Origin of the sequence: Flavobacterium sp. FlaQc-30, assembly GCF_044005885.1 — a bacterium.
Lineage (GTDB): Bacteria > Bacteroidota > Bacteroidia > Flavobacteriales > Flavobacteriaceae > Flavobacterium.
In genome coordinates, this window is record NZ_JBIPCO010000001.1 from 479,833 (window position 1) to 495,094 (window position 15,262).

A 15,262-nucleotide genomic window follows, 5' to 3' on the forward strand; every position below is an offset into this window, starting at 1 on the left:
TATCATAGAATTGAAGAATTCAGATTGAAAAATCTAAAAACTAATAAAGATTGCAGAATACGGATTAAGGACAAAGATTGAAAAATCTGAAATCTAAAATCTAAAATCTAAAATAAAAATGGAACGTAAACATTACAAACAAGAAATAAATATGACTGAGGCATTGATCGCTCGTATCAATGAATTGATTAGTCATTATCCAGAAGGCAAACAAAAATCGGCTTTACTGCCTGTTTTGCACGAAGTGCAAGATGCGCATAACAACTGGCTTAGCATTGAATTGCAAGACAAAGTTGCCGAGATTCTTCAGATAAAACCAATTGAGGTTTATGAAGTGGTTACTTTTTATACCATGTTCAACCAAAAACCAATTGGAAAGTACATGTTTGAATTTTGCCAGACTTCTTGTTGTTGTTTAAATGGTGCCGAAAATTTAATGGATTATACTTCTGAAAAATTAGGCATTAAAATGGGCGAAACTACTCCAGACGGAATGTTTACTATTGCTGGTGTAGAATGTTTAGGTGCTTGCGGATACGCTCCAATGATGCAGTTAGGCGATTTCTACAAAGAGAAATTGACAGAAGATAAAATCGATCAGTTAATCGCTGATTGTAGAGATGATAAAATAATATTACACGATAAATAAGATGTCACAAAAAATATTATTAGATAAAATCAATATTCCTGGAATTAAAACCTACGAAGTATATCGCCAAAACGGTGGTTACGCTTCTGTAGAAAAAGCTTTAAAAACACTTACACCAGATGAAGTTACGGAAGAAGTAAAAAAATCAGGTCTTCGTGGTCGTGGCGGCGCGGGTTTCCCTGCTGGAATGAAATGGAGCTTTATTGACAAAAAATCAGGAAAACCAAGACACTTAGTTTGCAACGCCGACGAATCTGAACCGGGAACTTTCAAAGATCGTTATTTGATGGAATATATTCCACACTTATTGATCGAAGGAATGATCACTTCAAGTTATGCTTTGGGCGCTAACCTTTCATACATCTACATTCGTGGAGAATATATGTGGGTTTTCAAAATCTTAGAAAGAGCAATCGCCGAGGCTAAAGCTGCCGGTTGGTTAGGAAAAAATATATTAGGAACAGGTTATGATCTTGAACTTCACGTTCACTGTGGAGCTGGAGCATATATCTGTGGAGAAGAAACAGCATTAATCGAATCATTGGAAGGTAAAAGAGGAAATCCTCGTATTAAACCACCTTTCCCAGCGGTTTCTGGACTTTGGGCAAACCCAACAGTGGTAAACAATGTTGAAACAATTGCAACTGTGCCGTGGATTGTAAACAATTCTGGTGACGATTATGCTAAAATTGGAATTGGTCGTTCTACAGGAACTAAATTAATTTCAGCTTCTGGACACATCAAAAATCCTGGAGTTTACGAAATTGAATTAGGTTTAAGTGTTGACGAATTCATGAATTCTGATGAATATTTAGGAGGAATGTCTTCAAGCCGTCCGTTAAAAGCATTTGTACCAGGAGGTTCTTCTGTGCCAATTTTACCAGCTGAATTAATTTTCAAAACAGCAAATGGCGAAGATCGTTTAATGACTTACGAATCTTTAAGTGATGGTGGTTTTGCTACTGGATCTATGTTAGGTTCTGGAGGATTTATTGTTTACAACGATACTGCTTGTGTGGTAAGAAATACTTGGAATTTTGCACGTTTTTACCACCACGAATCTTGCGGACAATGTACGCCTTGCCGTGAAGGAACAGGATGGTTAGAAAAAATCTTATGGAGAATCGAAAACGGTCAAGGCCGTGAAGAAGATATCGAATTATTGTGGAGCATTCAAAGTAAAATTGAAGGAAACACAATTTGTCCGCTTGGTGACGCCGCTTCTTGGCCAGTAGCAGCAGCGATTCGTCACTTTAGAGATGAATTTGAATATCACGTTCGTTTCCCAGAAAAAATTAAAAATAGAGATCACTTTGTTGCTGAACCTTTTTCGCAAGTAAAGCATTTAGTAGGCGGTAAAGTAATCGTATAAAAATAAAAAGCAGAAAGTTATAAAGTTCATAATGTTAAAAAGGACAGCAATTCTTTTCAATATTCCGACTTTCAACATTCAAATCATAAAGAGATGAAAGTAACCATAGACGGTCAAAGTATAGACGTAGAACCAGGAACAACGATCCTGCAGGCTGCACGTATGATTGGTGGAGATTTGGTACCGCCAGCCATGTGCTATTACTCAAAATTAAAAGGCAGCGGTGGAAAATGTCGTTGTTGTTTAGTTGAAGTTTCTAAAGGTAGTGAAGCCGACCCAAGACCAATGCCAAAATTAATGGCATCTTGCGTAACAGGATGTATGGACGGAATGGAAGTAAACAGTAAATCTTCTGCCAGAGTTACCGAAGCGCGTAAATCTGTAACAGAATTTTTATTGATCAATCACCCATTAGACTGCCCTATTTGTGATCAAGCTGGAGAATGTGATCTTCAAAACTTAAGTTTTGAGCACGGAAATCCAAAATCACGTTTTATTGAAGAAAAAAGAACGTTTGAACCAGAAGATATTGGTCCAAATATTCAACTGCATATGAACCGTTGTATTTTATGCCAAAGATGTGTACAAGTTGCAGATCAATTAACAGACAACAGAGTTCACGGAGTATTAGACCGTGGTGACCACGCTAATATTTCAACTGGAATTTCGAAAGCAATCGACAACGAGTTTTCTGGAAACATGATTGACGTTTGTCCAGTTGGAGCTTTAACAGACAAAACTTTCCGTTTTAAATCAAGAGTTTGGTTTAACAAACCTTATAACGCACACAGAGAATGTACTACTCCTGGATGCTGCGGTAAAACTACAGTTTGGATGTTTGGTGGAGAAATTCAGCGTGTAACTGGTCGTAAAGACGAGTATCATGAAGTTGAAGAATTCATTTGCAACAGCTGTCGTTTTGATCACAAAAACGTTAATGACTGGGTTATTGAAGGACCAAGAGAATTTGAAAAAGATTCTGTTATCAACCAAAATAACTACACTCAAAAATTAGAGAAAGTTGAAATCGACACAGAGAAGAATATTCTTTTAGGTAGAGATATTGACCGTAAAAAAATTAGTATGGCAGCAATTCCATTAACTACTAATGATAAAAAAGTTTAAGAAATGGAAAGTGCATTTATTATAGAAAAAAGTGTTGTTATTGTTGTCGTTTTTGCGGTAACAATGATTATGGCAATGTACTCTACTTGGGCTGAACGTAAAGTTGCTGCTTTTCTTCAAGACCGTGTTGGTCCAAACCGTGCAGGTTGGGGAGGTTTATTACAGCCGCTTGCCGATGGTATGAAATTATTCTCAAAAGAAGAATTTTTCCCAAACACGCCAAACAAATTTTTATTCGTTGTAGGTCCTGCAATTGCCATGAGTACAGCCTTAATGACAAGTGCTGTAATTCCGTGGGGAGATAAACTGCATCTTTTTGGAAGAGATATTTATCTTCAGGCAACCGATGTAAATATTGCTTTATTATACATTTTTGGAGTTCTTTCTGTTGGAGTTTATGGTATCATGATTGGTGGATGGGCTTCAAACAATAAATTCTCATTAATGGGAGCTGTTCGTGCAGCATCTCAAATGGTTTCTTATGAAGTTGCAATGGGATTATCAATGATCGCATTATTAATGATGACAGGAACAATGAGTTTAAGAGAGATTTCATTACAGCAATCAGGAATGAACTGGAATGTTTTTTATCAACCATTATCATTCTTAATCTTCTTAATTTGTTCATTTGCAGAAACAAACAGAACTCCGTTTGACTTAGCAGAATGTGAAAACGAATTAATTGGAGGTTACCATACAGAATATTCATCCATGAAAATGGGATTCTATTTATTTGCTGAATATGCAAGTATGTTTATCTCTGCTACTATTATTTCTGTTTTATTCTTTGGAGGTTACAATTACCCAGGAATGCAATGGATGGTAGAAAATGTTGGAGTAAACACAGCTAATCTTTTAGGAATTGCGGTATTATTTGTAAAAATATGTTTCTTCATATTCTTTTACATGTGGGTACGTTGGACGATTCCAAGATTTAGATATGACCAATTAATGAACTTAGGCTGGAGAATTTTAATTCCGCTTTCGATTATTAATATTATGATTACGGGTGCTGTTATTTTAAGACACGATATCGCAGCAGCTTTAGGATTCTAAGAACCGTAACTGGCTTCAAATAAAAATAAAATAGATTTAAAATTTGATTGATCTCAAATTGAAAATCATAAATCATAGATTAAGAAATGTCAATAGAAACTATATCATTATCGGGTAGAAAAAAAGTGGTCTCTAATAAAGAGATGTCTTTTTTGGAACGATTGTATCTTGTGGCGATTGTAAAAGGTCTTGCTATTACGCTTAAGCACCTTTTTAGAAAAAAAATTACGATTCACTATCCAGAAGAAGTTCGTGAAATGAGCCCAGTTTATCGTGGTCAGCATATGCTGAAACGTGATGAGCAAGGCCGCGAAAATTGTACAGCTTGTGGATTATGTGCTTTATCATGTCCTGCGGAAGCCATTACAATGAAGGCTGCAGAACGTAAAGCAGATGAAAAACATTTATACAGAGAAGAAAAATACGCTGAAATCTATGAGATTAATATGCTTCGTTGTATTTTTTGTGGATTGTGTGAAGAGGCTTGCCCGAAAGATGCTATCTATTTGACAACTTCTAAAGTATTAGTTCCTGCTAATTATGAAAGAGAAGATTTCATTTTTGGAAAAGACAAATTAGTGATGCCTTTAGAAATGGCTATTAAAAATTCACAACTTAATAACGCTAACTAATGATACATATTCCTGATTTTGCGCACGCAACAACTGTACAAATTATATTTTGTTTCTTAGCGTTTATCACAGTAATTACTGCTTTTTTAACCATTTTTAGCAGAAACCCAATTCACTCAGCGATTTACTTAGTGATTTGTTTCTTCTCTATTGCTGGTCATTATTTATTATTGAACTCACAATTTTTAGCAATTGTACATATAATAGTCTATTCTGGAGCAATTATGATTCTGTTCCTGTTTACCATTATGTTAATGAACCTAAACGAACAGCGAGAAGTTCACCGACCAAGAATCACACGTTTGGGAGCTATTGTTTCTTTCTGTTTGATTTGCGTGGTTTTAATTGCAATATTCATTAACTCTAAACCTATTGTTGGTGAATATGATTCAACTGGAGAAGATTTCCAATCTATCAAAGTATTGGGTAAAATATTGTTGAACGAATATATGGTACCATTTGAATTTGCTTCGATTTTACTTTTGGTTGCGATGATTGGAACTGTATTATTGTCTAAAAAAGAAAAATTAAATAAATAATGGGTAATATATTAAATCAAATAGGTATTGAAAATTACATCTTTTTAAGTGTTGTACTTTTTTGTATTGGTGTTTTTGGTGTATTGTACAGACGAAACTCTATTATCGTTTTCATGTCTATCGAAATCATGTTGAATGCAGTAAACCTTTTATTTGTGGCTTTTTCAACTTATCATCAAGATGCACAAGGACAAGTTTTTGTATTCTTTTCGATGGCAGTTGCTGCAGCTGAAGTTGCAGTAGGATTGGCTATTCTTGTTTCGATTTTTAGAAACATTGGCTCAATTAGTATCGATAATTTAAAAAATTTAAAAGGATAAAATAGAAATGGATACCAATTTAGCTTTAGTTTTAGTTTTAGCTCCTTTTTTAGGATTTTTAATTAATGTTTTCTTTGGGAAAAGCTTAGGAAAAACAGTTTCCGGATTTATCGGGACTGCTGCCGTGGCTGTTTCTTTTATAGTTACTCTTGTTCTTTTTAATCAAATAACTTCAACTGGAAAAGCAATTGAAGTTACTTTATTTGATTGGATTCAAATTAGTAATATAAAAATCAATCTTGGATTTTTATTAGATCAATTATCAGTTCTTTGGCTGCTTTTCGTAACCGGAATTGGATCTTTGATTCACTTATACTCTATCAGTTACATGCATGACGATGAGAATATGCACAAATTCTTTGCATATTTAAATCTGTTCGTATTCTTTATGATTACTCTTGTAATTGGAAGCAACTTACTAGTATTATTTATTGGTTGGGAAGGTGTTGGACTTTGCTCTTATTTATTAATCGGATTTTGGCACAAAAACCAAGATTACAACGATGCAGCAAAGAAAGCTTTCATTATGAATAGAATTGGAGATTTAGGTCTTTTAATTGGTATGTTCATCATTGGTTCAATGTTCTCTACTTTAGATTATACCACTCTAAAAACTGCAATCGCTGGAACAACAGATTTAAACTTACCATTACTTTCTCTAGCGGCTTTATGCTTGTTTATTGGAGCTTGTGGTAAATCTGCACAAATTCCATTGTACACTTGGTTACCAGATGCGATGGCTGGACCAACTCCAGTTTCTGCATTAATTCACGCTGCTACGATGGTTACAGCGGGTATTTTTATGGTAACAAGGTTAAACTTTGTTTTTGATCTTGCAACAGATGTACAAAACGTAATTGCCATTATTGGAGCAATAACTTCATTAGTTGCTGCTACAATTGGTTTAGTTCAAACAGATATTAAAAAAGTATTAGCTTACTCAACTGTTTCTCAATTAGGATTAATGTTTTTAGCATTAGGATTTGGAGCTTACGAAGTAGCTGTTTTTCACGTAATCACACACGCTTTCTTTAAAGCTTGTTTATTCTTAGGATCAGGTTCTGTTATTCACGGTTTACATGGTGAGCAGGATATGCGTAAAATGGGTGGTTTGCGTAAAGCAATGCCAATCACTTTCTGGACTATGTTGATTTCTTCATTAGCGATTTCAGGAGTTCCATTTTTCTCAGGTTTCTTCTCAAAAGACGAAATTTTAATGACAGCTTTCCACCACAGTATTCCATTATACGTTGTTGGATCTGTAGCTTCAATCATGACAGCTTTCTATATGTTCCGTTTAATGTTCTTAACTTTCTTTAAAGAATTTAGAGGAACTGAAGAGCAAAAACATCATTTACACGAAAGTGGTTCTTTAATTACAATTCCATTGATCATTTTAGCAATTCTAGCGACTTTTGGCGGACTAATAAGTTTACCTGGAAACAGCTGGTTAAATGAATATTTAGCTCCTCTTTTCACAAAAGCAGCTGGCGAAGAACATCATTTAGGGACAACAGAATACACTTTAATGGGTGTTGCTGTATTAGGCGGATTATTAGGAATTATAATTGCTTACGTAAAATACTTTAAACAAGATAATGTTCCTGAAACTGATGAAAACATTACAGGTTTAACAAAAGTATTATACAACAAATATTATGTTGATGAAGCTTACGATGCGATATTTGTTCGCTCTATAAACGGATTATCAAGATTCTTTAGAGATTATATCGAAACTGGCTTATCAGCACTTGTTTTCGGATTAGGAAAAATAGCAAATGAATTAGCTTTTCAGGGTAAAAAACTGCAGACAGGAAGTATTGGGTTATATCTTTTTGCTTTCGTTTTAGGTCTTTGCGCAATTGTTTCTTATTTATTTTTAGCTCAATAATTTTATAACTATGAACGTTTCTCTTATATTAATTATTCTTTTAGTTGGTGCATTTATCACCTATTTTGCAGGTGACAAACTCGCTTCAAAAGTAGCTTTGTTCTTTAGTTTGGCAGCTTTAGGCTGTTCGGTTGTATTGTTAAACCATTTTAATGCTGGTGAAAATATCAGCCTTATCAATGCTTGGATTACACAGCCTAAAATTTCATTCGCTTTAAATGCTGATGGATTAGCAATTGCAATGCTTTTATTGACTACAGCTTTGACTCCAATTATTATATTCTCTTCTTTTGGAAATGAATATAAAAATTCAAAGGCTTTTTATGCTCTAATATTATTCATGGCATTTGCAATGACAGGAACTTTCTTGGCAGCAGATGGTCTTTTATACTATATTTTCTGGGAATTAGCTCTTATTCCTATTTACTTTATTGCTCTTATTTGGGGTAATGGCGATGCTGAAGAAAGAAGAAAAGCAGTGGTTAAATTCTTTATTTACACACTTGCCGGCTCTTTATTCATGTTAACTGCTTTTATCTATTTATACCAAAAAGCAGGCAGCTTCTTAATCGAAGATTTATACAAAGTAGAATTATCAGCTTGTGAGCAATTCTGGATTTTCTTGGCATTCTTCTTAGCTTATGCTATCAAAATTCCAATTATTCCTTTCCACACATGGCAGGCAAATGTGTACCAAAAAGCGCCAACTGTTGGAACAATGCTTTTATCTGGTATTATGCTAAAAATGGGATTGTACAGTGTAATTCGTTGGCAATTGCCAATTGCACCTCTAGCAGCAAAAGAATACATGAACATCTTTATCGCTTTAGGAATTGCTGGAGTTATCTACGGGTCTATCGTAGCATTAAGACAAAAAGATTTAAAGAAATTATTAGCATATTCATCTCTTGCTCACGTTGGATTAATTGCTGCAGGAACTTACACTTTAACTCTTGATGGTTTTAGAGGTGCTGTTATGCAAATGATCGCTCACGGTTTTGTTGTAGTTGGATTATTTTTTGCTGCAGAAATTATCTACAGAAGATTTGAAACTAGAGAGATCAGCGAATTAGGAGGAATCCGTACGCAATCTCCAAAATTCACTTCAATGTTTTTAATTTTGGTTTTAGCTTCTGTTGCTTTGCCAACTACTTTTAACTTTGTTGGAGAATTTACAGTATTATACAGTTTATCTCATATTAATATTTGGTTTGCTATTTTAGGCGGAACAACGATTATTTTAGGAGCTTACTATATGCTTAAAATGTTTCAAAATGTAATGTTGGGCGAAACCAATTCAAGAACTTTTGCAGATGTTTCTGTAAACGAAGGAATTTCGATGGTAGCAATTATAGCTGTATTAATTTTCTTTGGATTTTATCCAAAACCAATTACAGATTTGATTACACCAAGTTTAGAAACGATTTTAAACGTTATCAATAAGTAATTTAGCCTCTATGAAAAATAAATTATTTATAATACTGTTCCTGATTATAGCCAAAGTATCTGCCCAGGATAAAACAGATGTTCAAATTAAATTAGATAAAATAAACGAAATTTTAAATACAAAAGATCCCAACATTTACCGATATAACGTTTTTACAGTTGATACTGAAAAACTTTACATCTGGGATTATAATAAATTAGATACTCGAAATACTTTTACACATAATATTCCAGTATCAAAAATTGACCTTAATAAACTGAAGGTAAAAAAAGACGATAAAGGTCTTAAAATAATGATTGTATCAGACGGAGCACCAGCAATGCATCTTTATACATTTACAAGTTTGAAAAAAGAATATGGTGTTTTTATCGATACAAAAGAAAATGGAGAAACTGTCATAAATTTATTGAAAGAAATTGCTCTGCTTTTTTCTCAAAACAATCAACTTATGGTTTCTAAAACAATAACGAATTAAAAAAAATGAATACATTAATAGCAATTACAGGATTGGGTATTTTTTGCCTATTGTTTGAAATTCTAAATTTTAGAAAAGGCATCGTTCCGTTTACCATTGTAGGTTTATTGGGCGTTTTAGCACTTAACTTTTACGAATTTGGATCAACAGCAAGTTATTACAATAATATGATTGCAGTAGATAAATTCTCAACTGCCTTTTCATCATTATTTATTATTCTGACTATTTTCCTTGTAGCATTAAGTCATAATTTTTACGAAAATCATCAATCGAAAATTTCTGATTTCATTGCTATAAAAATCTTTTTATTAGCTGGAGCCGTTGCTATGGTTTCTTTTGGAAACTTAGCTATGTTTTTCCTTGGAATCGAAATTTTATCTATCGCATTATATGTTCTTGCAGCAAGCGATCGTTTGAATATTAAAAGTAATGAAGCAGGTATGAAATATTTCCTAATGGGATCTTTTGCATCTGGAATTATTTTATTTGGAATTTGTTTGATTTACGGAGCAATGGGAACATTTGATGTTACAGAAATTCACGAAAGTTCTTTATCTGCTGAGCTTCCAATCTGGTTTCCAATCGGAATGGTTTTAATGACTATCGGAATGTTTTTTAAAATTGCTGCTGTTCCATTTCATTTCTGGGCACCAGACGTTTACGAAGGTTCTCCAGCTTTAACAACGGCTTTAATGAGTACTTTGGCAAAAGTTGTAGCGATTGCAACTCTTTACAAATTAGTTGCTGGACTTAATTTAATTCCATCTTTAGAGAATCAAGAACTTTTAGGAACATTTGAAAACATCATTGTAATTATTTCAATTGCGTCAATGACCGTTGGAAACATAATGGCATTACGTCAAGTTAATGTAAAACGTATGCTGGCATTTTCAGGAATTTCACATGCAGGTTTCATGTTAATGACATTCTTATCTATTGCAACATCAGCTGGTACTTTATTGTATTATACATCAGCTTATGCTTTAGCGGGAATCGCTGCTTTTAGTGTTATTTTATACGTTTGTAAAAATCAGGATAACGAAGATATTACGAACTTTCACGGACTTGGAAAAACAAATCCATTATTGGCTGCAATCTTAACTGGTTCGCTATTATCTATGGCTGGTATTCCAATTTTCTCAGGATTCTTCGCAAAATTATTCTTATTCAATCAAACCATTCAAGCGGGATATATTGCTTTAGTTATTGTAGCAGTAATTAATTCAATTATAAGTGTTGGATATTATTTCAAACTTATTTTGGCAATGTATTCTAAAGAACCAAATGAAAAACGTACAGGAAAACCATTTCTTATTTATGCAGTTGCAGTTGTGTCAATTGTTTTAAATATTGTTTTAGGATTATTCCCATCATTAGTTTTAGACTTATTGAATTAAAATTTACTTCAAAATAAACACAAGTCCATCAATATTTTTTTTGATGGACTTTTTTTTTACCTGCTTTTTATAGAAGAGAAAATCATGTTAAAAATTTAGCTCAAGCCGCCACACCTCGAAAAAACTCCATATATTTGGGTTCAATTAAATGTATTAAAACTATGGCCTTCAATTCAAAAAATCCATTTTTAAGCAACAAGCGTTTTTCATCAAATGCAGTTTCAAGAGCTGAAGAAGTACACGAAGCAAAAATTATTGATTACAATCAGGAAATGACTTTGTCTGGTACTATTAATAAAACAGCTATTTTATTTTTAATATTATGTGCATCATCTATGATTACATGGTGGATGGCATTTAACGGAATGAATCCAATGCTGCCTGCAATTGGCGGCGCAATTGTTGGATTAATTTTAGTTGTTATTTCTGCTTTTAAACCTCAGGCTTCTCCATACTTAGCTCCTGGATATGCTCTTTTTGAAGGTTTATTTATTGGAGGAATATCTGCGATTTTTGAATTAAGATATCCGGGAATCGTTGTTAATGCAGTTGGTGCAACTCTTGTAACCTTTCTAGTTTGCTTAGGATTGTATAAATTTAGAATTGTTAAAGTTACGGAGCAATTCAAATCAGTTGTTGTTGCATCTACATTAGCAATCGCAACTTATTATTTAATTTCGTGGGTAGTTTCAATGTTTACAAGCTGGACTCCTGTACATCATGGAAATTCTATGATGAGTATTGGAATTAGTGTTTTTGTAATTGTTATTGCTGCTTTAAACTTATTCTTAGATTTTGATCAAATCGAAAAAGGTGTGCAGCAAAGAATGCCAAAATATATGGAATGGTTTGGCGCAATGGGACTAATGATTACTTTGGTTTGGTTGTATGTTGAATTTTTAAGATTACTATCGAAACTATCTAGTAAAGACTAAATACTAGTTTTACCATATTCTAAAAGCCTTTTTGATAATCAAAAAGGCTTTTTTTATGCCTATACATTTCAAAAAGCATAATAATAGAATGATATATTTACAACTTCATTTTATACAATACTCTATTTTAATCTCAAGAGCAAAACAAATATCCCAAGTAGTTTTTTCCTTATTGATCAATCCATTAGATTAATATTTCCCTTCACAAAAGTAATCTTTTTCTCTCTTTAACAAATTTGTCAAAAAAATTAAAAAAAAGACACCTCATAAAAATTTCAAGAAGTACTTGTGTTTAAAAAAAAGTAATAAAAATAAGACTTAACAAAGATTTTACACATTATGCAATAAATTACAATTAATGCAATTTATTACATAATAAAAAACCAAACTACAAAATTTTTAGATTATATATTTTTTTACTACTAAAAAAATAAGAATATCAAAAATTTATATATTTTTGTGCAATCGATTACAATTTACTATTGTTTGAGATAATTAAAACCACTTAATAACTATTATTAATTTTTTAACCCAAACTATTATGAAAAAAAACCTACTTTTCTTAACCGTTTTCCTTGTTACCGTCCAAATATGGGCACAGCAAGTTCAAATCACAGAAGCTTCTGGCTGGCTTGAAACCGCTTTTGTAAAATGGCAGCCTGTTAGCGGCGCTCAAACCTACAATGTTTACTATACTGGCAACGGTCTTACTGACCAAAAAATTGACGATCAATTGATTCGCAGCTACGGAACATATTTTCGTGCAGACATTCCTGGTTTGAAAGCAGGAAGCTATACTGTAAAAGTTAAACCTGTAATTTCAGGTAACGAAGGTTCAGGATCAACAACAAGCGCTCTAACTGTATTAGCACAAGATCGAAACGGATTTGCATTTGAAAGCGGCAGAGTTCCAGGAGGATATAAAGCTGATGGAACGCCAAAAGATAATGCTGTAATTCTATACATTACTCAAAACACAAAAAACACGATTTCGATGAATATTACGGGCGCCAGCGCAAATCCATGCGTTGGTTTACAAAATATTCTATATGCCATCAAAAAAGGAAAAGACACTCGCCCATTTATCATTAGATTAATTGGTAATATAACGGATATGACTGTTATGGAAGGCGGAGATGTTGTAATTGAAAATGCTAACAATGCTTCAAGTTACATCACTTTTGAAGGAATAGGAACAGATGCTGTCGCTAATGGATGGGGTGTTCGTCTAAAATCGGCTTCAAATGTTGAAGTTAACAATATTGGTTTCATGAATTGTAACAGCACTGCTGGAGATAATGTTGGAATGCAGCAGGATAATGACCATATTTGGGTTCATAACTGCGATTTATTCTACGGAAATGCGGGAAGTGACGCCGATCAAATAAAAGGTGACGGCGCATTAGACAATAAATCTTCAACATATATTACGTTGTCATACAATCACTTTTGGGACAATGGAAAAGCAAGTTTACTAGGCTTAAGTGAAGGAACAACAACTGGCCTATACATTACGTATCACCACAACTGGTTTGACCATTCTGATTCTCGCCATCCACGAGTTCGTTATTATTCAGCTCACATTTATAATAATTATTACGATGGCGTTTCAAAATACGGCGCAGGATCAACTTTGGGTTCGTCGCTATTTGTAGAGGGAAATTATTACCGTAATAGCAAACACCCAATGATGACTTCGCTGCAAGGATCTGATATTTGGGATGAAGCAAATCAAGTGAATAATGCTGGAACAATGGGAACATTTTCTGGAGAAGCAGGAGGTTCGATCAAAGCTTTTAACAATACTTTTGATGCTTCAAACGGAACAAATAATATGCGATTTGTAGCTTACAATGATCCAAATCCTTTATATAATATTTCAGGAAAAATAAGCTCTGCTACAGATTTTGATGCTTATCTGGCAACTACAAGAGGCGAAACAGTAAGCAGCAGTGTAAAATCAAAATCTGGAGCAAATACGTACAATAACTTTGATACTGACGCTGCTTTATATGTAAAAAATCTTGTAACAGATCAACCTGCAGCGGCAAAAACAAAAGTAACGCAATATGCAGGACGTGTTTCTGGCGGAGATTTAAAATGGGTATTTGATAATAGTGTAGATGATACTTCGTCACTTGTTATTACAGCGCTAAAAACAACATTAACAAATTATACCGGCGCTTTAGTTGCAGTACAAGGCGAAGGGAATCCTCCTGCAAGTGCACAAACGCTAACCTCAACAACAAACAATAATCAAACAGTAACAAGCGGCACAGCCATTGGCAGTATCGTTTTTACATGGGGCGGTGACGCTACAGATGCAGCAGTTACAGGATTGCCTGCTTCTGGAATTAGTTTTGTAAAAAATGCAACGGCAAAAACAATAACAATTTCAGGAACACCAACTGCAACAGTATCTTATTCAATTGCAACTTCAGGAACTGGAACGCCAGTAACGGGTTCAGGAACAATTACAGTTAATCCTGCTGGAACACAAACATTGACTTCTACTAATAATAACAGTCAGACTGTTAACAGCGGAACGGCAATAAATGCAATTGTATTTACTTGGAGCGGAACTGCAACTGATGCTGCTGTTACAGGATTACCTGCTTCTGGAATTAGTTTTGTAAAAAATACAACCGCTAAAACTATAACAATATCAGGAACACCTACTGCGACTCTATCCTATTCCATAACAACTGTTGGAACAGGAAATACTGTTACTAATTCAGGAACTATAACTGTAACGACAAGTACTCCAAGTGGAGATGAAATTCACAATTTTACTACTTCAGGTAAAACAAGCAGTTTTTATACTATAACTGGAAATCTTTCGACTACAAAAGGTACTGTAACTTACAACAACTTAACATTGACGCAGTGTTTAAAAATCGAATCTTCAACAAATATTTCTTTTACAACGTCTCAAACCAGTACTTTAACACTTGTATTAATTGAACCGTCAGCTGTTATAAAAGTTGATAATGTTGACAGAACTGCTTCAAACGGAATTATAACGGTTTCACTGGCTGCCGGCAGTCACACGATTACGAAAAAAGACACGGCAAATCTTTTTTATATGAGTACTGCGTATAGCGGCTCAACGGCTAGAATTGCACAGACTGAATCTATAACCGAAACAGCTGCAGAGACTGAAAACATGCAAGCCATTTTATACCCAAACCCAACAACTGGCACTTTGTATTTATCAGATCCAAATTTAACTGTTGAAAAAATCCTTATTTATAATATAACAGGTTTTCTTGTAAAAACGGTACAAAAAGGAAGCGAAAGCATCGATTTAAATGCTTTGACTACTGGAACTTATTTAGCTAAAATATACACAGCTGATGGTTCGTATAATCAGACTATTATTAAAAAATAATTTATAATAGTAAAGGCTTCCAAATATTTGGAA

General features: G+C 33.8%; 13 protein-coding genes. All 13 read left to right on the forward strand.

Annotation, left to right across the window (positions count from 1 at the left end; translation table 11 throughout):
• Positions 1 to 118 precede the first annotated feature (118 nt).
• Positions 119 to 649, forward strand: a complete 531-nt coding sequence (locus tag ACHRV0_RS02055) for an NAD(P)H-dependent oxidoreductase subunit E (RefSeq protein WP_129026019.1) — start codon at positions 119 to 121, stop codon at positions 647 to 649.
• Between the two features lies 1 nt (position 650).
• Complete coding sequence (nuoF, locus tag ACHRV0_RS02060; protein WP_395439744.1) at positions 651 to 2,021, forward strand: NADH-quinone oxidoreductase subunit NuoF; 1,371 nt, start codon at positions 651 to 653, stop codon at positions 2,019 to 2,021.
• A gap of 93 nt (positions 2,022 to 2,114) precedes the next feature.
• Positions 2,115 to 3,146: a 2Fe-2S iron-sulfur cluster-binding protein gene (locus ACHRV0_RS02065; protein ID WP_099717756.1), complete on the forward strand. Its 1,032-nt coding sequence runs from the start codon at positions 2,115 to 2,117 to the stop codon at positions 3,144 to 3,146.
• Positions 3,147 to 3,149: 3 nt separating this feature from the next.
• Positions 3,150 to 4,202: an NADH-quinone oxidoreductase subunit NuoH gene (nuoH, locus tag ACHRV0_RS02070; RefSeq protein ID WP_089059745.1), complete on the forward strand. Its 1,053-nt coding sequence runs from the start codon at positions 3,150 to 3,152 to the stop codon at positions 4,200 to 4,202.
• A gap of 86 nt (positions 4,203 to 4,288) precedes the next feature.
• Positions 4,289 to 4,834 (forward strand): NADH-quinone oxidoreductase subunit I, encoded by a 546-nt coding sequence (locus ACHRV0_RS02075; protein WP_129026023.1) that lies wholly within the window; start codon positions 4,289 to 4,291, stop codon positions 4,832 to 4,834.
• Positions 4,834 to 5,373, forward strand: a complete 540-nt coding sequence (locus ACHRV0_RS02080) for an NADH-quinone oxidoreductase subunit J (RefSeq protein ID WP_089053686.1) — start codon at positions 4,834 to 4,836, stop codon at positions 5,371 to 5,373. The genes ACHRV0_RS02075 and ACHRV0_RS02080 overlap by 1 nt, the downstream gene beginning before the upstream one ends.
• Positions 5,373 to 5,693, forward strand: a complete 321-nt coding sequence (nuoK, locus tag ACHRV0_RS02085; protein WP_012023318.1) for an NADH-quinone oxidoreductase subunit NuoK — start codon at positions 5,373 to 5,375, stop codon at positions 5,691 to 5,693. Before ACHRV0_RS02080 ends, nuoK begins: the two co-directional genes overlap by 1 nt.
• A gap of 7 nt (positions 5,694 to 5,700) precedes the next feature.
• Positions 5,701 to 7,584 (forward strand): NADH-quinone oxidoreductase subunit L, encoded by a 1,884-nt coding sequence (nuoL, locus tag ACHRV0_RS02090; protein ID WP_395439745.1) that lies wholly within the window; start codon positions 5,701 to 5,703, stop codon positions 7,582 to 7,584.
• Between the two features lie 10 nt (positions 7,585 to 7,594).
• On the forward strand, positions 7,595 to 9,031 hold the full coding sequence (locus tag ACHRV0_RS02095) for a NuoM family protein (RefSeq protein ID WP_395439746.1): 1,437 nt from the start codon (positions 7,595 to 7,597) through the stop codon (positions 9,029 to 9,031).
• 10 nt (positions 9,032 to 9,041) lie between these two features.
• Positions 9,042 to 9,506, forward strand: a complete 465-nt coding sequence (locus ACHRV0_RS02100; RefSeq protein WP_395439747.1) for a hypothetical protein — start codon at positions 9,042 to 9,044, stop codon at positions 9,504 to 9,506.
• A gap of 5 nt (positions 9,507 to 9,511) precedes the next feature.
• Complete coding sequence (locus ACHRV0_RS02105; RefSeq protein WP_395439748.1) at positions 9,512 to 10,903, forward strand: NADH-quinone oxidoreductase subunit N; 1,392 nt, start codon at positions 9,512 to 9,514, stop codon at positions 10,901 to 10,903.
• A 161-nt stretch (positions 10,904 to 11,064) separates the two neighbouring features.
• On the forward strand, positions 11,065 to 11,838 hold the full coding sequence (locus ACHRV0_RS02110; protein WP_395439749.1) for a Bax inhibitor-1/YccA family protein: 774 nt from the start codon (positions 11,065 to 11,067) through the stop codon (positions 11,836 to 11,838).
• 541 nt (positions 11,839 to 12,379) lie between these two features.
• A complete protein-coding gene (locus tag ACHRV0_RS02115; protein ID WP_395439750.1) occupies positions 12,380 to 15,229 on the forward strand; it encodes a T9SS type A sorting domain-containing protein in 2,850 nt (949 codons plus the stop codon).
• The last annotated feature ends 33 nt before the right edge of the window (positions 15,230 to 15,262 follow it).

What these genes read in the sequence shown, in the direction of transcription:
- nuoL (WP_395439745.1), top strand. Translation starts at nt 5,701, where the DNA reads ATGGATACCAATTTAGCTTTAGTTTTAGTTTTAGCTCCTTTTTTAGGA.
- ACHRV0_RS02075 (WP_129026023.1), top strand. Translation starts at nt 4,289, where the DNA reads ATGTCAATAGAAACTATATCATTATCGGGTAGAAAAAAAGTGGTCTCT.
- nuoF (WP_395439744.1), top strand. Translation starts at nt 651, where the DNA reads ATGTCACAAAAAATATTATTAGATAAAATCAATATTCCTGGAATTAAA.
- nuoK (WP_012023318.1), top strand. Translation starts at nt 5,373, where the DNA reads ATGGGTAATATATTAAATCAAATAGGTATTGAAAATTACATCTTTTTA.
- ACHRV0_RS02100 (WP_395439747.1), top strand. Translation starts at nt 9,042, where the DNA reads ATGAAAAATAAATTATTTATAATACTGTTCCTGATTATAGCCAAAGTA.
- ACHRV0_RS02055 (WP_129026019.1), top strand. Translation starts at nt 119, where the DNA reads ATGGAACGTAAACATTACAAACAAGAAATAAATATGACTGAGGCATTG.
- ACHRV0_RS02110 (WP_395439749.1), top strand. Translation starts at nt 11,065, where the DNA reads ATGGCCTTCAATTCAAAAAATCCATTTTTAAGCAACAAGCGTTTTTCA.
- ACHRV0_RS02095 (WP_395439746.1), top strand. Translation starts at nt 7,595, where the DNA reads ATGAACGTTTCTCTTATATTAATTATTCTTTTAGTTGGTGCATTTATC.
- ACHRV0_RS02065 (WP_099717756.1), top strand. Translation starts at nt 2,115, where the DNA reads ATGAAAGTAACCATAGACGGTCAAAGTATAGACGTAGAACCAGGAACA.
- ACHRV0_RS02080 (WP_089053686.1), top strand. Translation starts at nt 4,834, where the DNA reads ATGATACATATTCCTGATTTTGCGCACGCAACAACTGTACAAATTATA.
- ACHRV0_RS02115 (WP_395439750.1), top strand. Translation starts at nt 12,380, where the DNA reads ATGAAAAAAAACCTACTTTTCTTAACCGTTTTCCTTGTTACCGTCCAA.
- nuoH (WP_089059745.1), top strand. Translation starts at nt 3,150, where the DNA reads ATGGAAAGTGCATTTATTATAGAAAAAAGTGTTGTTATTGTTGTCGTT.
- ACHRV0_RS02105 (WP_395439748.1), top strand. Translation starts at nt 9,512, where the DNA reads ATGAATACATTAATAGCAATTACAGGATTGGGTATTTTTTGCCTATTG.